This is a genomic window from Ralstonia sp. 25mfcol4.1, from assembly GCF_900104095.1.
Classification (GTDB): Bacteria; Pseudomonadota; Gammaproteobacteria; order Burkholderiales; family Burkholderiaceae; genus Cupriavidus.
In genome coordinates this window covers 235046-257126 of record NZ_FNJO01000005.1, presented here as the reverse complement: position 1 = coordinate 257126, position 22081 = coordinate 235046, and the positions used below count along the sequence as shown (strand labels likewise).

At 67.6% G+C, this 22081-nt stretch carries 23 protein-coding genes; 19 read left to right on the top strand and 4 right to left on the bottom strand.

From position 1 onward, the window contains the following. The first annotated feature begins 1 nt into the window (after position 1). The 11 genes from nrfD to BLQ58_RS11435 all read left to right on the top strand — a co-directional run bounded on the left by nrfD (position 2) and on the right by BLQ58_RS11435 (position 10044). Positions 2–1387 (top strand): NrfD/PsrC family molybdoenzyme membrane anchor subunit, encoded by a 1386-nt coding sequence (nrfD, locus tag BLQ58_RS11485; RefSeq protein WP_092597901.1) that lies wholly within the window; start codon positions 2–4, stop codon positions 1385–1387. Further along, positions 1384–1914, top strand: a complete 531-nt coding sequence (locus tag BLQ58_RS11480) for a DUF3341 domain-containing protein (RefSeq protein WP_092597898.1) — start codon at positions 1384–1386, stop codon at positions 1912–1914. The genes nrfD and BLQ58_RS11480 overlap by 4 nt, the downstream gene beginning before the upstream one ends. Beyond that, complete coding sequence (locus BLQ58_RS11475) at positions 1911–2522, top strand: c-type cytochrome (protein WP_254775905.1); 612 nt, start codon at positions 1911–1913, stop codon at positions 2520–2522. The genes BLQ58_RS11480 and BLQ58_RS11475 overlap by 4 nt, the downstream gene beginning before the upstream one ends. Further along, positions 2519–3427: a hypothetical protein gene (locus BLQ58_RS11470; protein ID WP_092597895.1), complete on the top strand. Its 909-nt coding sequence runs from the start codon at positions 2519–2521 to the stop codon at positions 3425–3427. Before BLQ58_RS11475 ends, BLQ58_RS11470 begins: the two co-directional genes overlap by 4 nt. Continuing rightward, complete coding sequence (locus BLQ58_RS11465; RefSeq protein ID WP_092597892.1) at positions 3424–3777, top strand: hypothetical protein; 354 nt, start codon at positions 3424–3426, stop codon at positions 3775–3777. The genes BLQ58_RS11470 and BLQ58_RS11465 overlap by 4 nt, the downstream gene beginning before the upstream one ends. After that, positions 3774–4559, top strand: a complete 786-nt coding sequence (locus BLQ58_RS11460; RefSeq protein ID WP_092597888.1) for an SCO family protein — start codon at positions 3774–3776, stop codon at positions 4557–4559. Before BLQ58_RS11465 ends, BLQ58_RS11460 begins: the two co-directional genes overlap by 4 nt. Next, positions 4556–5518, top strand: coding sequence for a cytochrome c oxidase subunit II (gene coxB / locus BLQ58_RS11455; protein ID WP_092597885.1), 963 nt, complete (start codon positions 4556–4558; stop codon positions 5516–5518). Before BLQ58_RS11460 ends, coxB begins: the two co-directional genes overlap by 4 nt. Next, positions 5499–7136 carry a cytochrome c oxidase subunit I gene (ctaD, locus tag BLQ58_RS11450; protein WP_092597882.1) on the top strand — a complete coding sequence of 546 codons (1638 nt, stop codon included), beginning with the start codon at positions 5499–5501 and terminating at the stop codon, positions 7134–7136. The genes coxB and ctaD overlap by 20 nt, the downstream gene beginning before the upstream one ends. Continuing rightward, on the top strand, positions 7133–7762 hold the full coding sequence (locus tag BLQ58_RS11445) for a cytochrome c oxidase subunit 3 (RefSeq protein ID WP_092597879.1): 630 nt from the start codon (positions 7133–7135) through the stop codon (positions 7760–7762). Before ctaD ends, BLQ58_RS11445 begins: the two co-directional genes overlap by 4 nt. Continuing rightward, on the top strand, positions 7759–8073 hold the full coding sequence (locus BLQ58_RS11440) for a cytochrome C oxidase subunit IV family protein (RefSeq protein WP_092597876.1): 315 nt from the start codon (positions 7759–7761) through the stop codon (positions 8071–8073). The genes BLQ58_RS11445 and BLQ58_RS11440 overlap by 4 nt, the downstream gene beginning before the upstream one ends. 156 nt (positions 8074–8229) lie before the next feature. Next, positions 8230–10044: a thiamine pyrophosphate-requiring protein gene (locus tag BLQ58_RS11435; RefSeq protein ID WP_092597873.1), complete on the top strand. Its 1815-nt coding sequence runs from the start codon at positions 8230–8232 to the stop codon at positions 10042–10044. A 60-nt stretch (positions 10045–10104) separates the two neighbouring features. Here the strand turns inward: BLQ58_RS11435 and BLQ58_RS11430 are convergent, their stop codons facing one another. Further along, entirely contained in the window at positions 10105–11502 is a 1398-nt protein-coding gene (locus BLQ58_RS11430) for an efflux transporter outer membrane subunit (protein ID WP_254775914.1), read from the bottom strand. Between the two features lie 177 nt (positions 11503–11679). Here BLQ58_RS11430 and BLQ58_RS11425 point away from each other — a divergent pair, with 177 nt between their 5' ends. From BLQ58_RS11425 to BLQ58_RS11410, 4 genes are all read left to right on the top strand, one after another. Then, a complete protein-coding gene (locus BLQ58_RS11425; RefSeq protein ID WP_092597867.1) occupies positions 11680–12252 on the top strand; it encodes a winged helix-turn-helix transcriptional regulator in 573 nt (190 codons plus the stop codon). Continuing rightward, positions 12249–13403, top strand: a complete 1155-nt coding sequence (locus BLQ58_RS11420) for an HlyD family secretion protein (RefSeq protein WP_092597864.1) — start codon at positions 12249–12251, stop codon at positions 13401–13403. Before BLQ58_RS11425 ends, BLQ58_RS11420 begins: the two co-directional genes overlap by 4 nt. Continuing rightward, complete coding sequence (locus BLQ58_RS11415) at positions 13400–15040, top strand: DHA2 family efflux MFS transporter permease subunit (RefSeq protein ID WP_092597861.1); 1641 nt, start codon at positions 13400–13402, stop codon at positions 15038–15040. The genes BLQ58_RS11420 and BLQ58_RS11415 overlap by 4 nt, the downstream gene beginning before the upstream one ends. A gap of 65 nt (positions 15041–15105) precedes the next feature. Next, positions 15106–15864, top strand: a complete 759-nt coding sequence (locus BLQ58_RS11410) for an SDR family oxidoreductase (RefSeq protein ID WP_092597858.1) — start codon at positions 15106–15108, stop codon at positions 15862–15864. Between the two features lie 108 nt (positions 15865–15972). On the opposite strand, the gene BLQ58_RS11405 is transcribed toward BLQ58_RS11410, so the two are convergent. Both BLQ58_RS11405 and BLQ58_RS11400 read right to left on the bottom strand, forming a co-directional pair. Then, positions 15973–16170 (bottom strand): hypothetical protein, encoded by a 198-nt coding sequence (locus BLQ58_RS11405; protein WP_092597855.1) that lies wholly within the window; start codon positions 16168–16170, stop codon positions 15973–15975. 182 nt (positions 16171–16352) lie between these two features. After that, the gene (locus BLQ58_RS11400) at positions 16353–16811 is read right to left on the bottom strand and encodes a RidA family protein (protein ID WP_092597852.1); all 459 of its coding nucleotides are present in this window, start codon (positions 16809–16811) and stop codon (positions 16353–16355) included. Positions 16812–17078: 267 nt separating this feature from the next. On the opposite strand from BLQ58_RS11400, the gene BLQ58_RS11395 reads away from it, so the two are divergent. The 3 genes from BLQ58_RS11395 to BLQ58_RS11385 all read left to right on the top strand — a co-directional run bounded on the left by BLQ58_RS11395 (position 17079) and on the right by BLQ58_RS11385 (position 20125). Beyond that, entirely contained in the window at positions 17079–17591 is a 513-nt protein-coding gene (locus BLQ58_RS11395; protein ID WP_092597849.1) for a Fur family transcriptional regulator, read from the top strand. Between the two features lie 301 nt (positions 17592–17892). Next, entirely contained in the window at positions 17893–18804 is a 912-nt protein-coding gene (locus tag BLQ58_RS11390) for a LysR family transcriptional regulator (protein WP_092597846.1), read from the top strand. A gap of 130 nt (positions 18805–18934) precedes the next feature. Then, the gene (locus tag BLQ58_RS11385; protein ID WP_254775904.1) at positions 18935–20125 is read left to right on the top strand and encodes a YbfB/YjiJ family MFS transporter; all 1191 of its coding nucleotides are present in this window, start codon (positions 18935–18937) and stop codon (positions 20123–20125) included. Positions 20126–20140: 15 nt separating this feature from the next. Here the strand turns inward: BLQ58_RS11385 and BLQ58_RS11380 are convergent, their stop codons facing one another. Then, complete coding sequence (locus BLQ58_RS11380; protein ID WP_092597840.1) at positions 20141–21115, bottom strand: LLM class oxidoreductase; 975 nt, start codon at positions 21113–21115, stop codon at positions 20141–20143. A 187-nt stretch (positions 21116–21302) separates the two neighbouring features. Between BLQ58_RS11380 and BLQ58_RS11375 the strand changes: the two genes are divergently transcribed. Then, positions 21303–22040 (top strand): SDR family NAD(P)-dependent oxidoreductase, encoded by a 738-nt coding sequence (locus BLQ58_RS11375; protein ID WP_092597837.1) that lies wholly within the window; start codon positions 21303–21305, stop codon positions 22038–22040. Positions 22041–22081 lie beyond the last annotated feature (41 nt).

Sequence of the window (22081 nt, the reverse complement as noted above, 5' to 3'; positions counted from 1 at the left end):
CATGGCCGACCCATCGGATACGCCTCCCGTTTCCAAGGACATCGGCGTGCTGCGGCAGGGCTGGGGCTACGCCAGCGTGTCGGACAAGATCGCCGGCCTGGTACTGGAACGGCCGGTGCAACTGCCCTGGCTGGGCGCCTTCCTGCTGACGTTTGCCGGCATGCTCGTCTTCATGGGCGCCACCGCCTGGCTGTTCGCCCGGGGCGTGGGCATCTGGGGAGTCGATATTCCCGTGGCGTGGGGCTTCGCCATCGGCAACTTCGTCTGGTGGATCGGGATCGGCCATGCCGGCACCTTCATCTCGGCGTTCCTGCTGCTGCTCAGGCAGCAGTGGCGCACGTCGGTGAACCGGTTCGCCGAAGCCATGACATTGTTCGCCGCCGCCATCGCCGGCCTGTTCCCGATCCTGCACCTGGGACGTCCGTGGTTCTTCTACTGGCTGGTGCCCTACCCCAACGTGATGAACGTCTGGCCGCAATGGCGCAGCCCGCTGGTGTGGGATCTGTTCGCCATCGGCACCTACCTGATCGTGTCGCTGCTGTTCTGGTATGTCGGGCTGATCCCCGACCTGGCCACGCTGCGCGACCGCGCGTGCCTGCGCGGGCGCCGGCGGGTGGCGCAAACCTATGGTTTGCTGTCGCTGGGTTGGCGCGGCGACGCGCGGCACTGGGCGCGCCACGAAAGCGCCTACAAGCTGCTGGCGGGGCTGGCCACGCCACTGGTCATCGCCGTGCACTCCATCGTGTCGCTTGATTTCGCGATCGGCAACACCCCGGGCTACCACTCCACCATCTTCCCGCCGTACTTCGTGGCGGGCGCACTGTTCTCGGGCTTCGCCATGGTGCTGACCATCGCCATTCCGCTGCGGCACGCCTACGGCCTGCAGGATTTCATCACCAGCCGCCACCTGGCCAATGCGGCCAAGATCATGCTCACGATGAGCGTGATCGTCGCCTATGGCTACGCCAGCGAGATCTTCACCGCCTTCTACAGCGGCGATCCGTACGAGATCTTCGTGGTGCGCAATCGCTGGGGCGGCCCCTACGCGGGCGTGTACTGGGCAATGATGGCCTGCAATGTGCTGGCGCCGCAGTGCCTCTGGTGGCGGCGCGTGCGGCACAGCCCGCTGGCGCTGTTCGCGCTGAGCCTGGTCATCAATTCGGGCATGTGGATGGAACGGTTCATGATCGTCGTATCGAGCCTGCATCGCGACTTCCTCCCCTCGTCGTGGGGCATGTTCTATCCGACCGTGTGGGACTGGATCATGCTGGCCGGCTCCATCGCCATGTTCGCGTGGCTGTTCCTGGTGTTTATCCGCTGCCTGCCGGTGATCTCCATTGCGGAGATGCGCGAACTCGTGCACACCAGCGCGAAGGAGCAGACATGAGCCTCTACGGCGTACTGGCCGAATACCGCACCGGCGGAGCCTTGCTGGCCGCGGCCCGCCATGCGCGCGCCGCCGGCTTCACCGATCTCGAAGCGTTCACGCCCTATCCCGTGGAGCAGCTGGCCGACGCCATCGGCATGGCCACTGACCGCATGCCGCTGCTGGCACTGCTGGGCGGCCTGGCGGGCGGCCTCGGCGGCTTCCTGCTGCAGTGGTACGCGGCGGTGATCGACTATCCCATCAATGTTGGCGGCCGCCCTACCGGAAGCTGGCAGATGTTCGTGCCGGTAACGTTCTCGCTGACGATCCTGGGCGCGGCGCTGGCAACGGTCGTCGGCATGCTGGTGGCCAACCGTTTGCCCCGTCTGCGGCACCCGCTGTTCGATGCCGCCGATTTCGAACAGGCGTCGCGGCATCGGTTCTTCCTGTGCGTGCGATCCGGCACCGAAGATGCCGACGCGGCCCGACGCATGCTGGCCGCCACCCACGCCCTCCAGGTAACCGATGTGACGGAGGTGCCGGCATGACTTCCGTGCTGCGGCGCTGCCTTTTCCTGCTGTGCGCGACCTGCACGCTGGCGATGCCCGCCGGGTGCGAGCGCGCGCGCCAGGACATGTACGACCAGCCGAAGTACAAGCCATTTGCGCGCAGCGACCGATTCGGTGACGGTACCTCCGCCCGTCCGCTGCCCGACAACACGGTGCCCGCGCCTGGCGGCCCGTTCGCCGCCACCTCCACCGGCCGAAGCCACGACGAGGCGGCCAGCGCGTCACGCCCGCCCCTGACGCTGCAACAGCTGCAGCGCGGTCAGTCCCGCTACGCGATCTACTGCATGCCCTGCCACAGCCCTACCGGGGACGGCGACGGTTTGGTGGTACGTCGCGGCTTTCCCCATCCGCCATCGTTCCACACCGATGCGTTGCGCGCCGCACCCGATACGCTGCTGTACGACGTCATCAGCCACGGCACCGGGCAGATGGCCGCCTACGCCGCGCAGTTGCCGCCGGCGGACCGCTGGGCCGTCGTGGCCTATCTGCGCGCCTTGCAGCTGAGCCAGCACGCACCCGCCGGGCGCCTGACGGCCGACGACCTGCGGCAGCTCGATGCCACCGCGCCGGGCGGAGGCCAGCCATGAGCGCGCACGCCGTCGCCTCGCTGCTGGCCCTGTACCTGACCGCCTGGTGGTGCTGCATCGGCGTGGTGATGGGCGGCCTGGCCATTGTCTGGATCCATGACCTGACCGGCGGCGCGTGGGGCGAGCCGCTGCGCGCGCCGCTGCTGGGCATGGCGCGTCATACCTGGCTGCTGGCGCTGCTGTTCGTGCCGATCCTGGCCGGCGTCGGTGCGCTCTATCCCTGGGCCGCCGATGCCGCCCGTGGGGCGCAACGCTGGGCGCCCGATATTCCCGCCCACAGTGCCGCGTTCAAGTCGCTATGGCTGAGCCGAACCGGCTTCGTGATACGCGGCGTGGCAGTGCTGGCCGTCTGGGTCATCCTTGCCACGATGAGCCAGTCCGGCCGTCACGCGCGCTCGCCACGGTTTGCGGCGGCGGCCCTGATCGCCTACGGGCTGACGGTCAGCATCGCGGCGGTTGACTGGATCATGTCGCTGATGCCGCTCTGGTACTCCAGCGTGTTCGGCCTGCTGCTGGCAACGGGCCAGGCGTGCGCCGGCCTGGCGCTCGGCACATGGCTGGCCGCGCGGCGCGGCGCACCGCCGCCCGTGCTGCTGGACCTCGGCAACCTGCTGATGACCGCCGTCATCACCTGGGCCTACCTGGCCTTTACCCAGTACCTGATCATCTGGGCCGAAGACCTGCCGCACGAAATCGGCTGGTATCTGGTGCGCCGGGCGGGCGTCTGGCCGCTGATGGCCTGGGTGCTGGCCCTGGGCCACTTCGCACTGCCGATGCTGGCCCTGCTGTCGCGGCGCGTGAAACGCTCGCCGCCGATGCTGGCGACGGTGGCCGCCATCGTGCTCGTCATGCACGCGGTGGAGGCCTGCTGGCTGGTGCTGCCTTCCACGGGAGGCCATACATGAGTCGCGCACGCCAGGCCCGCAACGTCAGCCTGCGCGCCGTGGCGCTCGGGGCTGCCGCGCTTGCCGTTGCCGTTGCGCTGGCGGCAACCGTCGGCTGGCTTTGCGCGCGCCAGCTCAACGCGTCCGGATCGCTGGGGATGCCCGTGCCGTCTGCGCCTGCCGCCGCGTCGCCGGCAGCCCTGCCGCTGTCCGAAAGCGCCCCCCAGCCGGAACGTGCGCGCTACGAGACCGAAAAGCTCGCCGCGCTCAACGGCTGGGGCTGGATCGACAAACACGCCGGCATTGCCCGCATCCCGGTATCACGTGCCATGGCGCTGATGGCCGGCGACCGCACGGAGGCCGCGCCATGAACGCGCGCACCGCAGCGCTGGCGCTCGCCGCGTGGCTGGTCCTGTCCGCAAAGGCCGCACCCCTGGCCCTGCCCGCGGCGCCTGACATGGCGTTTGCACCCGTCCCCGGCAGGCAGCTCCCGGCGGATCTGCAATTCCGGGACGAAGCGGGACGGCCGGTGCGGCTGCAGGACCTGTCGATGGGCCGGCCGCTGGTGCTGGTGCCCGGCTACTACCGCTGCCCCAACCTGTGCAGCACCGTGATGGACGGCGTACTCGAATCGTTGGCCCAGGCGCACTTGCCGCAAGATGCCTGGCGCGTGGCCGCCGTCAGCATCGACAGCCGCGAGACCGTGGCGATGGCTGCCGCAAAGAAGCCCCACTATGCCGCCCTGCTGGCCGCCACAGGCGGCGATCTGCACATGCTGACGGGCGATGCCGGGGCCGTCGCCGCCCTGATGCGCGCCATCGGCATGCGCGCGTCACCGTTGCCCGATGCAGACCAGATCGCCCATCCGGCCGGCCTGGTCGTGTTGACGCCCGATGGCCGGATCGCCCGGGCCTTCAGTGGGGTGCGGTTCGATGCCGCAGCGCTACGCACCGCGATCGAGCAGGCGGCGGCCGGCCGGGTGGGCTCCCCGGCGCAGCAGTTGCTGATGCGCTGCGTTCATTTCGATCCTCATACCGGCCGCTATACGATGACCATCCTCGATGGCATCCGGATCCTCTTCGTGGCAGCCTTCGCCGCGTTGGGCATCGGCTGGCTATGGCAGGCAGGCATGCGGCGCGGGCATCCATCATGAACGGCACCTTCCAGCTGCTGCCGGACAGCGCCTCGCTGGCGGCCGGCCGCTACGACACCCTGATGCTGTCGCTCACCGCGCTGCTCTGCGCGGTGGCACTGGCCGTGCTGTCCGTGATGGCCGGGTTCGTGATCCGCTATCGCGAGCGCCGCCAGGCCGACCGCCACGACCCGCCGGTGTCCAGCACGTCGCTGGAGATTGCCTGGACGGTCACGCCACTGCTGATCTTCCTGGGCATCTTCGCCTGGGGCGCGTTTGACTACACGCTGCTGGCCCGCGAAACCGCAGGCGCGGTGCCCGTTACCGTGGTGGCGCGGCAATGGATGTGGAAGCTCGAACACGCCAACGGCAAGCGCGAGATCAACGAGCTGCACGTGCCGCTGGGGCAGGCCGTGGAACTGACGATGACCTCGCAGGATGTGATCCACAGCTTCTACGTGCCGGCATTCCGCATCAAGCAGGACGTGGTGCCCGGCCGTTATACGACGCTGCGCTTCACGGCCACCCGGCCCGGCGAATACCGGCTCTTCTGCGCCGAGTATTGCGGCACCGACCACGCCGCCATGCAGGGCCGCATCGTCGTGATGCCGCCTGCCGCGTTCGCCCAATGGCTGGACGCCGGCACCGGCCCCGAGACCATCGCCGCACGCGGCCGCGCACTGTTCCAGCGGCTCGGGTGTGCCGCCTGCCACGACGCGGGCAGCACGGTGCACGCGCCGCCCCTGGACGGGCTGATCGGCCGGACAGTGACGCTGCAGGACGGCCGCACCGTCACCGCCGACGCCGCCTATGTACGCGATGCGATGCTGGACCCGCGCAAGGACGTCGTAGCCGGCTATGCGCCGATCATGCCAACCTACCAGGGGCAGGTGGACGAGGAAGACATCCTTGCGATCATCGCCTATCTGCGCGCCACCGGCACCACGACGGGAGCCCCCCATGCCACCCGAGACCGCTGAAGACACCGACGTCGCCCGCGAGGCCAGTTACCTGGACGAAGGCACCACGCTGGGCTCCTGGCTGGGATCGACCGACCACAAGCGCATCGCCTGGCTGTACATGGTGGCGATCACGCTGTTTTTCTTTGTCGGCGGCGCGGCGGCCACGCTGATCCGGCTGGAACTGGTCACGCCGCAGGGCGACCTGATGGCCGCCGACACCTACAACCGGCTGTTTACCGCGCACGGCGTGATCATGATCTGGCTGTTCCTGATCCCGTCGATTCCATCGGTGCTCGGCAACTTTCTGGTGCCGCTGATGATCGGCGCGCGCGACATGGCGTTTCCCCGGCTGAACCTGGCCAGCTGGTACCTGTACGTGGCCGGCGGCACGCTGACGCTGGGCGCGATGGTCGCGGGCGGCGTCGATACGGGCTGGACGTTCTACACGCCTTTCTCGACGATGTTCTCGAACAGCCACGTGGTACTGACGCTGGCGGGGGTGTTCGTCACCGGCTTCTCGTCGATCCTCACCGGCCTGAACATCATCGTCACCACGCACACGCTGCGCGCACCCGGCATGACCTGGATGCGCCTGCCGCTGTTCGTCTGGGCCAGCTACGGCACCAGCCTCATCCTGGTGCTGGCCACGCCGGTACTGGCCATGACGCTGTGCCTGGTGGCGCTGGAGCGCCTGGCGCAAATCGGCATCTTCGACCCGGCACTGGGTGGCGACCCGCTGCTGTTCCAGCACCTGTTCTGGTTCTATTCGCATCCGGCCGTGTACATCATGATCCTGCCGGCGATGGGCGTGGCCAGCGAGATCATCCCGTGCTTTGCGCGCCGGCCCGTCTTCGGCTATCGCGCCATGGCATGGGCCATCGTCGGCATCGCCAGCCTGGGCTTTCTGGTCTGGGGCCACCACATGTTCGTGAGCGGACAGTCGTATCAGGCAAGCGTGACGTTCTCGCTGCTGAGCTTTCTGGTGGCCATACCGTCGGCCATCAAGGTGTTCAACTGGACCGCCACGCTCTACAAGGGCCGCATCCGCCTGACGGCACCGATGCTGTACGCGCTGGGCTTTGTCGGGCTGTTCACCATCGGCGGGCTCACCGGGCTGGTGCTGGCCGCGCTGGCGCTGGACGTGCACCTGACCGACACCTACTTCGTCATCGCCCACTTTCACTACATCATGGTGGGCGGCGCGGTCATGGCCTATCTGGGCGGGGTGCATTTCTGGTGGCCCAAGATCACCGGCCGCCTCTACCCCGAAACGTGGGCCCGCATCGCGGCCGTGGTGATCTTCGTGGGCTTCAACCTGACGTTCTTCCCGCAATTCCTGCTGGGCTTCGAGGGCATGCCGCGCCGCTATCACGCCTATCCGCCGGAATTCCAGGTATTGAACATCCTGTCTTCGGCGGGCGGGTCGATCCTGGCCATCGGTTACCTGATGCCGATGGTGTACCTGGTGCACTCGCTGTTCCGGGCCGGGCGCGCGCCGGCGAATCCGTGGCACGCCACGGGCCTGGAGTGGCAGACGCCTTCACCGCCGCCCACGCGCAACTTTTCCCAGCCACCCCGGGTCCGGCGCGACGCCTATGCCTACGATCCCGTCACGGGGCAGGAGTCGCCGCAATGAGCACGCCCCCGTTCCAGTTCGACAGCGGCGGCCAGCAGCGCATTGCCGCGCGCCTGGGGGTCTGGATCTTCCTGGGCACCGAGCTGATGTTCTTCGGCCCGCTGTTCGCCGGGTACTACTTCGTCCGCTTCACGGACGCCGCCGGGCTGACGCTGGCGGCGCGCCGCACCGATCTGTGGCTGGGCACGGCCAACACCGCCGTGCTGATGACCAGCAGCCTGTGCATGGCGCTGGCCGTCGCGGCGGCGGAGGCCGGCAATCGTCGGGGTGCCGTGCGCCTGCTATGGGCCGTTGTGGCACTGGGCGCGATCTTCCTGGGCATCAAGGGCGTCGAGTATGCGAAGGACATCGCCTCGGGCTTCGTTCCCGGCAACGCGGCCAGCGCGGGCGGCCACGCTGGACAGATGTTCCGGCTGCTTTACTACGCGATGACGGGGCTGCACGCCGTGCATCTCTGCATCGGGATCGCGCTGGTGCTGGGCTTCGCCATGGCGATTCGCGCCGGACGCCACGCGTCGGCCAACATGGCGCGCCTGGAGATCGTCGGCCTGTACTGGCACTTTGTCGACGTGATCTGGCTGTTCCTGTTTCCCATCCTCTATCTCCCCGGCAGGAGCGCGGCATGACCACCGCCACGCGGCGCCTGCTCGGCGTATGGCTGCTACTGGTGCTGCTGCTGGCCATCACCGTGGGCACCGCCTTCCTTGACCTGGGACCGTGGAACGCATCCATCAACCTCGCTATTGCGGCCGTCAAGGCCTTGCTGATTGCCGGCGCCTTCATGCACCTGGCACGCGCGGCGACGGTGCTGCGGCTCGCGGCGGTGGTACCGCTCGCGATCCTGACAATACTGTTCGTGCTGATGCACGGCGACTACGCCAGCCGTCCCCACCTGCCTGCCGTATGGCAGACGCCGGCAGCACCGGGCGGCCGCTAGCCGGGGCGACGTGCAATCCTTACCGGCGCGGGCATTTTCTACGCGATAACGGCCGTTGCGCTTGCCTTGCAAGGCGCTCCGCCGGGGGCGTCTTCGCCGCGGGCTTGCCACCGGCACGCCTGATGCATGGCGATGCCAAATTGATGGGAGCTGGCGATGTCGATGACGGTTTCGGACTTTGTACTCAAGCGCCTGCGGGAATGGGGCGTCCGGCGGGTGTTCGGTTATCCCGGAGACGGTATCAATGGGTTGATGGGCGCCTTTGGCCGCGCCGACAACGATCCCGAGTTCATCCAGGCGCGCCATGAGGAACTGGCCGCGTTCATGGCGTGCGCCCATGCCAAGTTCACGGGCGAGCCGGGCGTGTGCCTGGCGACGTCGGGGCCCGGCGCAATTCACCTGCTCAATGGCATGTACGACGCGCGGATGGACCACCAGCCGGTGGTAGCCATCGTGGGCCAGCAAAAGCGCGCCGCACTGGGCGGCGACTACCAGCAGGAAGTGGATCTGACCACGCTGATGAAGGACGTTGCGCGCGACTTCGTGGCCATGGCCGTGGACCCGGCGCAGATGCGGCACCTGGTGGATCGCGCCGTGCGCATCGCCATCGAACGCCGCACCGTGACGTGCATCATCATTCCCAATGACGTGCAGAATCTGCCTGCCGTACCGGAACCGCCGCGCGAACACGGCACGGTGCACACGGGCATCGGCTACACGGCGCGGGCCCAGGCCCCTCAGGAGCCGGATCTGCGCCGTGCGGCCGATGTGCTGAACGCGGGCAGCAAGGTCGCGATGCTGGTGGGCGCGGGTGCCTTGAACGCAACCGATGAAGTCATCGCGGTGGCGCGCCGGCTGGGCGCCGGCGTGGCCAAGGCATTGCTGGGCAAGGCCGCCGTGCCCGACGACCTGCCCTTTGTCACCGGCTCTATCGGCCTGCTGGGCACCAAGCCAAGCTGGGAGCTGATGAACGGCTGCGACACGCTGCTGATGGTGGGCTCCGCGTTCCCTTATTCGGAATTCCTGCCGGCGGAAGGCAAGGCGCGCGGCGTGCAGATCGATATCGATGGCCGCATGCTGAACCTGCGCTATCCGATGGAAATCTGCCTCGAAGGCGACAGCGCCGCCACACTGCGCGCGCTGCTGCCCATGCTGGAGCAGAAGCCGCTCGAATGGCAGCAGGAAGTCGAGAAAAACGTGGCCGAGTGGTGGCAGGTGCTGGAACAGCGCGCCGCCGCCGAGGCCAATCCGATCAATCCGCAACGCGTGTTCATGGAGCTGTCCCGGCGATTGCCCGACAACTGCATCCTGACCTGCGATTCCGGATCGGCGGCCAACTGGTATGCCCGCGACCTGAAGATCCGGCGCGGCATGATGGCATCGCTCAGCGGCGGGCTGGCCACCATGGGGCCGGCCGTGCCATATGCCATCGCGGCGCGCTACGCGCATCCGGAACGCGCGGTGATTGCCATGGTGGGCGATGGCGCCATGCAGATGAACGGCATCAGCGCGCTCATCACCATCTCGCGGGACTGGAAGCGGTGGACCGGGGGCTCACTGACCATCATCGTGCTGAACAACGGCGACCTGAACCAGGTGACCTGGGAACAGCGCGTGATGGAAGGCGATCCGAAATTCGCGGCGTCACAGGATCTGCCGGTCTTTGGCTACGCGGCCTTTGCGCAGATGCTGGGCCTGCAAGGCATCCGCGTGGACAATCCCGACGCGATCGGCCCCGCGCTGGACCAGGCGCTGGCCGCCAACGTGCCGACCGTGCTCGAAATGGTGACAGACCCGGACGTCCCGCCGCTGCCGCCGCATATCTCCGCCAAGCAGGCGCGCGCCTACATTTCGGCCATGCTGCACGGCGATACCGATGCCGGCGGCACGCTGCGCGCCACGTTCCGGCAGGTGTGGGCGTCATTGACCGCGCCGTCGAAGCGCCGTACGGACAATGGCAGCGCGTCGTGACGCCGGACGCCGGGGGTCCGTCCGCTGAGCCGATCCGGTCTGACAGGATTCCCGCGCGCTTCAGGACCACCCGCCGCCCAGCGCCCGGAACGCCGACACGGCCGCGCGGGCGTTGTCGGCCCGCACCTTGGCCTGCTGGTCGCGTGCGGCCAGCAGCTGGCGGTCCTCGTCAAGTACCTCGAACAGACTGACGGCGCCACCCTTGTAGGCGTCCTCGGACGCATTGCGGGCGCGCTCATGGGCGCCTACTTCCTTGTCCAGCTCCAGCCGCTGGGCGTCAAGCTGGGTCAGCGACACCAGCGCGTTCTCGACATCGGCCGTGGCCTGCAGCATCGCCTGCCGATAGTTGGCCAGCGCCTCGGCGTAGGCGCCCCTTGCGCCGGCCACTTCGGCATCGACACGCCCGAAATCGAACAGGCGCCAGCGCAAACCCGCCGTGGCGGCCGGCTGGAACGCCTGCGCCGTGAACAGCTTGCTGGCCGACAGGCTTTCGAACCCAAGCAGCGCCGACAGCGACACCTTCGGGTAGTACTCGGCCGTGGCCACGCCGATGCGCGCATTCGATGCCGCCAGCCGGCGCTCGGCCGCGATCACGTCGGGGCGGCGCTGCAGCAGGTTGGCCGGGCCCTGCGCCAGCGCCACCTGCGGTACCGTCAGCGCGCTCTGCGAACCGCGCAGTTCCGCTGCGTAGGTGCCCGGCTGCGCGCCCATCAGCACATCGAGCCGGTTCAACTGCGTTTCCAGTTCGATGCGCAGCGGCGGGATGGTGACGCGCGTCTGCGCCAGCTGCGCTTCGGCCTGCGCCTGCTCGCGCTCCGCGCCGATGCCATCGGCCAGCCGCAGCCGCACGAGGTCCAGCAGGCGCTGGTTGGTGGTGACCTGTTGCTCCGCAATGGCGATGCGGCTCTGTGCGGCGCGCACGCGGAAGTAGGCGTCGGCGGCCTCGGCCGCAACCAGTACGCGCACGCCCAGGTGGTTCGCTTCGGCCGCCTGCAGTTCGGCGTTGGCGGCCTCGGCGCCGCGTCGCAGTCCGCCAGCCAGATCGATTTCCCAACTAGCCGCCGCCCCCACCGAATACAGCGTCTGCCCGCGCGTGTAGCCCGGGAATTTGCTGCCGATCTTGCCCAGCGGGCTTTCCAGTGACTGGCGCTGCTTGCCGACATCGGCATAGGCGCTGCCCTGCGGGAGCAGTTCGGCCCCGGCAAAACTGGCGGCGGCGCGGGCCTGCTCCACGCGGGCCAAGGACGCCGCCATGTCCAGGTTCTGGTCCAGCACGCGCTGGACGATGGTGGTCAGCACCGGGTCATTGAAACCGTTCCACCAGGTGTCCAGTGACACCGGCTGGCGCGCATCGTTGACGGGTCCGACTTCCGCCGCGTGCCCATACGTCTGCGGGGTGTCCACCGCCGGGGCGCGATAGTCGGGCCCGACCGCCGCGCAACCGGCCAACGCGAACATCGCCGCCACCGATGCCGCCAGTGTCGCCGTCCATCGAACCCGCCCGCCTTGTACCTGTTTCGTCATTTCGCATTCCTTTCCGTGGCCCTCGTGCAAATGATACTTGCACGATGATAGTTACTAGCCTAGACTAACTTTCATCTTGATAGCAACAGGTTTTTTCAGGAGGTGACGACGATGCAGAGAAAGTCACACAAGGAATCGGCCTGCCCCACGGCCCGCGCCGTGGAGCGGGTTGGCGACACGTGGTCCGTACTGATCCTGCGCGAGGCGTTCTACGGCGCCACCCGTTTCGACGATTTCCAGAAGCGCCTGGGCATCGCGCCCAACATGCTGACGCGGCGTCTGAACAAGCTGGTTGACGAAGGCCTGCTGGCACGCCGTCCCTACAGCGCGCATCCGCCGCGGGACGACTACGTGCTGACCGCCCGCGGCCGCGACTTCCGGCCCGTGCTGCTGATGCTGATGGACTGGGGCACGCGCCACTTCGCGGACCAGGCCGACACCGTGCAATTGGTGGAGCGCCAGACCGGCCGCGCGGTGCGCATTGCACTGGTCGATGCCGACACCGGCCAGCGCATCACCGAAACCGATCACTACATCGCCCCCGGTCCGGCGGCCAGCCCGGCTCTGCGGGCACGCCTCGAGCGTTCGGCCACGGCACAGGCCGAGGCCATGCCGGCGGATCCCATCGATACCCCCCCTCTCGCGCCTGCCGCAGGTGCGCTTTCAGTACGGAGCCTTTCATGACCAGCAGCACCCCAACCGCCGACCGCGCGGCCGACGATGCCACCCCGACCAAGGCCCGGCCTGGCAGAAAGCCCTTGCTGATCCGCACCGGCGGCGCGCTGGTTGCACTGGTGGCCGCGGGCTACGGCTATCACTGGTGGACCGACGCCCGCTTCGTGCAGGAGACCGACGACGCCTACGTGGGCGGCGACGTGACGCTGATCGCGGCCAAGGTGCCTGGGTACCTGACCGAGGTGCTGGTGACCGACAACCAGGCGGTGCACGCGGGCGACCTGCTGGCCCGCATCGACAATCGCGACTACCGGGCTGCGGTGGCCAAGGCCGAAGGTGCCGTGGCATCCGAGCAGGCCCTGATCGCCAACCTGGACGCCCGCGCCAGGCTGCAGGACGCCGTCATCGCCGAAGCCCGCGCCAACGTGGCCGCCACCGACGCCGAAACCGTCCGGGCCCGCGACGATCAGGCGCGCTACGCAAGCCTCGTGGCCAAGTCCGCTGTATCGATCCAGAGTTCACAGAAGGCCGATGCCGATTTCAAGCAGTCGGTCGCCAACGGCCAGAAGGCAAAGGCCAGCGCGGAGGCAGCCCGCCGGCAGCTCGACGTCATCGCCACGCAGCGGCAGCAGGCCGAGGCGGCGCTGGCACAGGCCATTGCCGAACGCGACCTGGCGCGCCTGAACCTGGGCTACACCGAACTGCGCGCGCCGGTGGACGGCACGGTGGGGAATCGCCGCGCGCGCGTGGGCGCCTATGCGCCGAGCGGCGGGCAGTTGCTGTCGATCGTGCCTGCGCGAGGCCTGTGGATCGATGCCAACTTCAAGGAGGGGCAGCTGGCGCACATGAAGCCCGGCATGCGCGCCACCATCGTGGCCGACGTGATGCCCGGCAAGGTATTCCATGGCCGCGTGGCAAGCTTGGCACCGGCCACGGGCGCCCAGTTCAGCGTACTGCCCCCCGAAAACGCCACCGGCAACTTCACCAAGATCGTGCAGCGCGTGCCCGTGCGCATCGTGCTGGACGATGCCGACGCGCGACTCGGCCTGTTGCGCCCCGGCCTGTCGGTGGTGGCCGAGATCGATACCCATGCAGAGCGGGCGCCGGCAGCTGCGCAGGCCCAGGATCAGCATCAGGACCAGGCACCGAGCAAGTCATGAATACAGCCGCTTCCACCAGCCCTGCGGCGCCAGCCAGCGCAGCCGCCGCTTCCAGGCATGCCGCGCCGCCCGCGCTGCCGTCGCCGGCCGACCTGCCGATGGCCACCCGCGTGCTGGCCTTCGGCACGATGTGCGTGGGCATGTTCATCGCGCTGCTCGACATCCAGATTGTTTCGGCGTCGCTGCGCGACATTGGCGGCGGCCTGTCGGCGGGCACCGACGAGACCGTCTGGGTACAGACCGCCTACCTGATTGCCGAAATCATCGTCATTCCGCTGTCCGGATGGTTGTCGCGGGTCATGTCCACGCGCTGGCTGTTCGCCGCGTCCGCCGCCGGCTTCACGCTGACCAGCCTGCTGTGCGGCATCGCCTGGAACATCCAGAGCATGATCGCGTTTCGCGCCGCGCAGGGCTTTCTGGGCGGCTCGATGATTCCGATGGTCTTCACCACGGCGTTTGCGTTCTTCGCCGGGCGCCAGCGCGTGGCGGCCGCCGCCATCATCGGCGGGCTGGCGTCGCTGGCACCCACACTGGGGCCGACGGTGGGTGGCTGGATCACCGACAATTTTTCGTGGCACTGGCTGTTCTTCATCAACCTGGTGCCAGGCATCTTCGTCACGGTGGTGGTGCCGATGCTGGTCAAGATCGATCATCCGGACTGGTCGCTGCTCAAGGGCGCGGACTACCCCGGCATCGTGATGCTGGCGCTGTTCCTGGGCTGCCTGGAATACACGCTCGAGGAAGGGCCGCGCTGGGACTGGTTTGGCGACCAGACCATCCTGACCACGGCCTGGATCTCGGGCATCGCCGGCATCGGCTTCCTGTGGCGGTCACTGACGTTCGCCAATCCCGTGGTGGACCTGCGCGCGCTGAAAGACCCCAATTTCGCGCTGGGCTGCTTCTTCTCGTTCGTCACGGGGATCGGCATCTTCGCCACCATCTACCTGACACCGCTGTTCCTGGGCCAGGTGCGCGGCTACAGCGCGCTGCAGACCGGCCTGGCGATCTTTTCCACGGGCCTGTTCCAGGTGATGTCGATCCCGCTCTACGCCTTCCTGGCGAACCGCGTGGACCTGCGCTGGCTGCTGATGTTCGGGCTGGCGCTGTTCGCGCTGTCGATGTGGAGCTTCGCGCCGATCACGCATGACTGGGGCAGTGCCGAGCTGTTGCTTCCGCAGGCCATGCGCGGCATGGGGCAGCAGTTTGCCGTGGCGCCCACGGTAACGTTGACGCTGGGCGCGCTGCCGCCCGCGCGGCTGAAGCTGGCGTCGGGCCTGTTCAACCTGATGCGCAACCTTGGCGGCGCCATCGGCATCGCCGCCTGCGCGACGGTCCTGAACGACCGCACCAACCTGCACTTCCTGCGGCTGGCCGAGCATCTCAACATCCGCAACGAAGCCATGACCGAATTCCTGGGCCAGTCCACCGCGCGCCTGGCCACGCTGAGCAACGAGGTGGGCGACGGCAACGCCGCCGCCATCCGGCAGCTCTGGGCACTGACCATGCGCGAGGCCCATACGCTGACGTATGCCGATGCCTTCATGGTGATCCTGGTGTGCTTTGCGGTGGCGATACCGCTGGTGCCGCTGATGCGCAAGGTGATGCCGCCCAAGGCGCCGTCCGCCGATGCCCACTGACACCACGGCCCGGCAAGCGCGGTAGCACGACAACCACTACACTAGCCAGCACAACAGGAGACAGCATGACCACTACGTCCGCTGCAGACCCCGCCCAGGCCCATCCCAGGGTTGCCCTGGTCATTGGCGCCGGCGACGCCACCGGCGGTGCCATCGCCCGTCGCTTTGCGCGCGAAGGCTATATCGCCTGCGTAACCCGGCGCACGGCCGACAAGCTGCAGCCGCTGGTCGATGGCATCCGTGCCGACGGCGGCCAGGCGTTCGGCTACAGCAGCGACGCCCGCAAGGAAGACGACGTGGCGCAGCTGTTCGAGCAGATCGAATCCGAGCACGGCCCCATCGAGGTACTGGTGTTCAATATCGGCGCCAACGTCCCCAGCAGCATCCTCGAAGAAACGCCGCGCAAGTACTTCAAGATCTGGGAAATGGCGTGCTTCAGCGGCTTCCTCAACGGACAGGCCGCCGCGCGCCGGATGGTGGCGCGCGGACGCGGCACCATCCTGTTCACTGGGGCCACGGCGGCGCTGCGCGGGGCCGCGAACTTTGCGGCGTTCGCCGGCGCCAAGCACGCGCTGCGGGCGCTGGCCCAGAGCATGGCGCGCGAACTGGGCCCGCGCAACATCCACGTGGCCCACGTGGTGGTCGATGGTGCGATCGACACCGCCTTCATCCGTGATACGTTCCCGGAACGCTACGCGCTCAAGGAACAGGACGGCATCCTGGACCCGGACCACATCGCCGAGAACTACTGGTATCTGCACACCCAGCCGCGCGACGCATGGACATTCGAGCTGGATCTGCGGCCGTATATGGAGCGCTGGTAGGCAGCGGGCCGCCAGGTGCGCGGTCGGCCAGCCTCTGCCTGGCAAGGCAGTGGCACGGCGGCCGGTTCGACGCGCCGGTCGCCCTGTAGTCCGGTGCGCGGCGGAGCGTTAATGACCGGCCACCCGCTGTCGCTGCTGGCGCAACGCAGAGGGACGGGCGGCATCCTGACCGTGCCCGGCACCAGGATGACGCTCGATGTCCGGCACCGGACGCATTGAAGCGGCCATACTGCCGTGCAGGCCGGCCAGCAGATAGCGGCGGCTGGTTTCGATGAACAGCGAGCGGGCAACCTCGGAGAGCGTCATGGCGGTGTCTCGGGACGATGTCGGAACGATGCCTGATCGTATCCGTTGCGCCGCCTCCTGGCTGCTGTACAAGAGGCTTGGCCGCCTCTGCCTGATGCTTATTCACCTCATCCATTCGGATAGGGTGCGCCCGCCTGTGCGGGGATCAGTGGGCGATGAGGGTAGAGAAGCTGGTTGACGCGCTACCTGACCTGCGCGATGACCACGAGGATCACCGCCGCATTGGCCGGCTGCTGGGCCTGCGCATAGACCGCGCGGGCATGGCCGGCCTTGTCGCCGAGCACATCGGCGAATAGGTCCGAGGCGCCGTCCACCACCGCGGGCTGGTCCAGCATGCCCGGGGCGCTGGTCACGAATCCTTCGACCCGCACGATATGGTCAAGGCGCTCGAACCCACCCAGATGCGCGCGGATCTGCGCCAGCACGTTCAACGCCGCCAGCTGGGCGGCCTGCTTGCCCTCGGCCACGGTCAGGTCACGGCCGACCTGACCCTGCCATACGACCCTGCCGTCCTGCAGCGGCAACTGCCCGGAGATGAACAGCAGATCGCCCGCGCGGCTGACGGCGGTATAGCTGCCCAGCGGCTGCGGGGGCGGCGGCAACGTCAGGCCGCGGGCGGCCAGTTTTGTTTCGACGGACATGGTGGCTCCTTTTTCCTCGGGTTCCTGCTGCATCGGCGCGGTGCGCCGTTCGCGTGGAACCCACTATAGGCGCCACGCATATGCCGATAAACGGGCCGGGCAGCACATGACTTGATACGCCGAGGAACAAGTGCGAAACCCCAGTTCGCCGTTTTCGGGCAACGAATTAATGTCCGGCTAACGAACGTCGGCTAGCCTGCGTGGCCACCCCTGCCGCCCGATACCCGCGCCGGCCAGCGGAAAACCACGCGCCCTGATATTCCGGAAATGCCTGGCGAAAAGCACCCATTGTCGATTCAGCTGCTGGAGACTCACTGTCTCACGCCCAATGCCGCCCGCGTTGCGCTGATGGAAGTCCTTCTGGCATCGCCGCAGCGCCATTTGAATCCCGAACAGCTTTGCGCGGCGATGCTCAGGCGCAATGACGGCCAGTCCATTTCCTCGTTCAAGAAGGCCATTTACGACCTGGCCGATCTGGGACCGCTAGCGCGCGTGGTGGTATCGGACAAGAAAAACCGCTCGATGACGTTTTATGAACTGGCCGACCAGCCGGTTCACCGCCACTTGTATTGCACGCACTGCGCCAGTCTGACCGAAGTGTTCGACGCCGCCCTGGAGCAGACCGTACGCCAGCACTTCCTGGCACATGGATTGATACCCGCCAAGGCCGACCTCGCCATGCCGGGGCTTTGCAGCGACTGCCAGGCCGTGCTGGCCACCACCGTCCGCGCCCAGGCCGACCGGTTTGGCACGGCCGCGTCCGCATCGCTCGACGGCTGACGGCTGACGGCTGACGGCTGACGGCTGCATCAGCAAATCTTCAAAAAGCCGATACAGGCGCCAGCACATGCAACTGATTCTTGCCTAACTCGACAATTGGCGAGCGATAGCGACCAAATTGTGCTGTTTTGCGCATAAACGGTGCGCCGGACATTAGCGGGCTGGGACGGTCACAGGGAGGATGGGGCCGCCACCGGATGTGTGGCATGGCATACACTTCGGGCACTCGAAGCTGCCGCCGTGATGTCGATTGCCCGGAGGTGGCTCATCATTGCGTTCTGCACCTTCGCCCCATCCGACAATGAAGCGCCAATTCGACGATCTACAACTGGGCAGCATCGAACTCTTCTGTCTGGCGGCCGAACTTAGCAGCTTTACGGCGGCGGCGGTGGCGGCGGGCGTGACGCCGGCGGCGGTCAGTCGCAGTGTGTCGAGGCTGGAAGAGCGGCTGGGTGTCCGGCTGTTCGTGCGCACCACGCGCCAGATCCGGTTGACGGACGAGGGCCGCACCTACTTCGACGAGACCCGCCAGGCATTGGCCCAGCTAGTGGATGCCGAGCGGCAGATCAGCGGCCAGCACGCCACGCCTGCCGGCCGGCTGCGCATCAGCCTGCCCACCCCGTACGCGCACTATCGGGTGCTGCCGGTGCTGCCGGAATTCCGCGAACGCTATCCCGAGGTCGACATCGACGTCCATATCAGCAACCGCAACGTGGACTTTGCCGACGACACGTATGACCTGTCGGTGCGCGGCCGTGCGCCCGACGACTCCACGCTGATCGCGCGCAAGCTGGAAGATGCGGAGATGGTGGTGGTGGGCACACCCGCCTACCTGAAGCGCCACGGCACCCCGCAAACGCTCGACGACCTGCTGGCGCACGAGTGCATTCAGTTCGAACGTCCGAGCAGCGGCCGACGCATCCCATGGACGTTCCGCCAGGACGGCGAGGACATCGATGTGGTGACCACCGGCGCCATTGCCACGTCCGAGGACGCGCTCGGCGGCGCTACGCTGGCCCGAGCCGGCGCGGGCCTGTTCCAGACCTATCGCTTTGTCGTCGAGCAGGATCTGCGTGAAGGCACGCTCGTCCAGGTGCTTCAGCAATTTGGCGGCAGCACGCGCCCCTTCGTGCTGCTGTATCCCCATGCGCGCCATGTGTCGCGGCGGGTGCGCACATTCGTCGACTTCCTGGTCGACAAGTTTTCCGCGTAGCGGCCCCTTCCCCTTTTGCGCAGGCGGAATATCACTTGATACATGGCGGAACAAGCCAGCAGTTCGGCTTGCCCTATCATTCCCATATCGAGATTTTTACGTTGTCATTCATCTCTTTTTGAGAATATCAGTGACGACCCCCGCGATCATGGCGAACTCCACGGCCCGCTCCATTCCGACACCGCAAACCCGACGCGATGCCAGCGCCGGGAAATCGCTGGGCGAAGCCATTGCCGCAGCGCTGGCATTGGCCGTGGCAATGGGCTTCGGCCGCTTTGCCTTCACCGGCATGTATCCGCTCATGGTGCGTGACGGCGCGATGAGCGTGGCAACGGGATCGCTCGCCGCGTCGGCCAATTACGCCGGCTACCTGGTGGGTGCCCTGCTGGCCGCACGTATCGCACGTGACCGGGCCGGCTTCTGGTCGCGTGTGGCACTGGGCGGGACGGTCGTGTCGCTGGCGGCGCTGGCTTTGCCGCTGCCCGATCCGCTGCTGATCGTGGTTCGCTTTGTCGCGGGTGTGCTCAGCGCACTGGCCCTGGTCAGCGCCGCATCGTGGCTGCTGCATGTGCGCGGCCGACACGATGGCGCGCCGCTGATGTTTTCCGGCGTGGGGATCGGCATCGTGGTTTCCGCCGAGCTGATCGCCATGGGCAACCTGGCACATTGGCACAGCCTGGCGCTATGGCTTGGGCTGGCCATCGGCGCGCTGGTACTGAGCGCGCTGGCATGGCGCGTGCTGGGCCTGGAGGCACGCACCGGCGATGCCCCGGCGGCCGCGGCCGTCCCGCAGGGCACCCTCGGGCCGGCCGCGCTGATCGTCAGCTATGGTCTCGCCGGCTTTGGCTACATCATCACCGCCACTTATCTGCCGCTGTTCGTACGAGACGCGCTGGGCCCGATCGATCCCATTCACGTGTGGGCCGTCTTCGGTCTGGGCGCGGCACCGTCCTGTTTCCTCTGGCATGCCGTGCATGAGCGTCTGGGCACCCGCCGCGCCATGCAATGGAATCTTGGCGTGCAGGCCGTTGGCGTGGTGCTGCCCGCGCTGAGCCATACGGCGCTGGCCTACCTGGCCAGTGCGGTATTGGTCGGGGGCACCTTCATGGGGACGGTCACGATTGCGGCGCCTGCCGCGCGCCGTCTGGCCCGCAAGGTCAGGTTCAACCTGTTTGCGGTGATGACGGCCGCCTATGGCGTCGGCCAGATCGTTGGCCCGCTGGTATCCACGGCACTGATGCACGGCAGCAACAATTTTGGCGAATCGCTGGGCGTGGCCGCCGCAGCACTGGTGATCGCCGCCACGCTCTGCGCGCTTTGATGGGAGCCGCCGTGCTTACGCCGGGGCGGCGCCGTGGAAGTGCGGCAGCACGGTCTCGGCCACCTCTTCCAGAACCTCTCCGGGCGGCCGTGTCGAGTCGGTGACATTAAGCGCCACGTGATGCGTGCCCGCTTCGCGCATTTCCGAAAGCAGGTCCACCAGTGCACGGGCGCCGGTGCGATAGCCGAGATTCAATGGCGACGGCGCCTCGTCGGGCCGCTCTGACAGGTCGAGGCGCATGGCCACGCCGAACCCCCGGAACTGCTCGGGCGCGCCGCGCTCCACGGCGATGCGCCACATCCGGTGCCGCTCGCGCTGGGTGTCGGGATCGCGATGGTAGGTCATCCACCCGATGGCGTGGCGGGCGATCCAGTCCACGCTCTGCCCGCCCGAGCCCACCGCCAGCAGCGGCACGGCGCGGGGCTGGTGCGGCAGCAGGTAGAAATCCGGCGCGCCTTCCGGTTGCAGGTCCGGCATGACGCGCGACGGCACGCCTACGGAGGCGCCAACCGTTTCCCAATGATCGCGGAACAGGTCGCGGCGCGCCTCGGTGTCGCGGCCGAACGCGGCATATTCGGGCGGACGGTCGCCCGATCCCAGCCCCAGAATAAAGCGCTGCCCCGACAGCGCACTGACTGAAATCGCCGCCTTGGCGATATGCAGCGGATGCCGCAGCGTCAGCACGATGGCGCCGCTGGCCAGCGCAATCCGCCGGGTCCGCGTGGCCAGCGCGCCAAGCAGCACCCAGGGGTCGAGATGCCCGACCGGATCGGGATACCCGGCGCTGTTCAGCGGCACATCGCGCACCCATAGCGCCCGGTAGCCCAGCGCGTCGGCGCGCGCCGCGAGGTCCAGCTGCGCCTGGAAGTCCGGTGCGATCTCGCCTTTGCCCAGCAGCGGCAGCACCAGGCCCACCGACAGCGCATCCTGGCGGAATACCGTTGTCTCGATGGCCTCCGCGCCGGTCACCGCCCTTCCAAGCGTCGTCATCGCATCCTCCGTTCCCCTGGCAGATCGCCGCATCATGCCACGCCCGCGCACTTGTTACCGCCGCGCATAACTGTTTGAGCGCCGGGGCCGTTCAATCGCGGGCTTGCCTCACCTACATTTCCTGCCATCGACCACGTCGATTCGATTGGCAGCGATGCCAAGGTCAACCCAATCAATGAGGCAAATCATGAGCACCACGCAAACCAACCAAGCCACGCAAGCCACGCAGAAGGTCGCCATCGTCACGGGCGCTTCGCAAGGTATCGGCGCCGAACTGGTCAAGGCCTACCGCCAGCGCGGCTACCGCGTCGTGGCCACGGCGCGCGGCATCCAGCAACCCGATGACGCGAACATCCTGGCCGTGCCGGGCGATATCGCCGATCCGCACACTGCCCGCCGGGTGGTGTCGCAAGCCATCGAGACGTTCGGCCGCGTCGATGCGCTGGTCAACAACGCCGGCATCTTCATCGCCAAGCCGTTCACCAGCTACACGGCCGAGGACTACATCACCAAGACCGGCGTGAATCTGGCCGGCTTCTTCTACATCACGCAACTGGCCATCGCGCAGATGGAAAAGCAGGGCAGCGGCCACGTGGTGAGCATCACCACCAGCCTGGTGGACCATGCCATTCAGGGCGTGCCGTCCGTGCTGGCATCGCTGACCAAGGGCGGCATCAACGCGGCCACCAAGTCGCTGGCCGTGGAATACGCCCGCCGCGGCATCCGCGTGAACGCGGTGTCCCCCGGCATCATCAAATCGCCGATGCACGCACCGGAAACCCACGAGGCCCTTGGCGCGTTGCACCCGATGGGCCATATGGGCGAAATGAGCGATATCGCCGAAGCCGTGCTGTTCCTGGAATCGGCGCCGTTCATCACCGGCGAGATCCTGCACGTTGACGGAGGCCAGAGCGCCGGCCACTAAGCCTTCCAGCCGCGCCCCGACACAGCGCGGTCTTTCCTGGC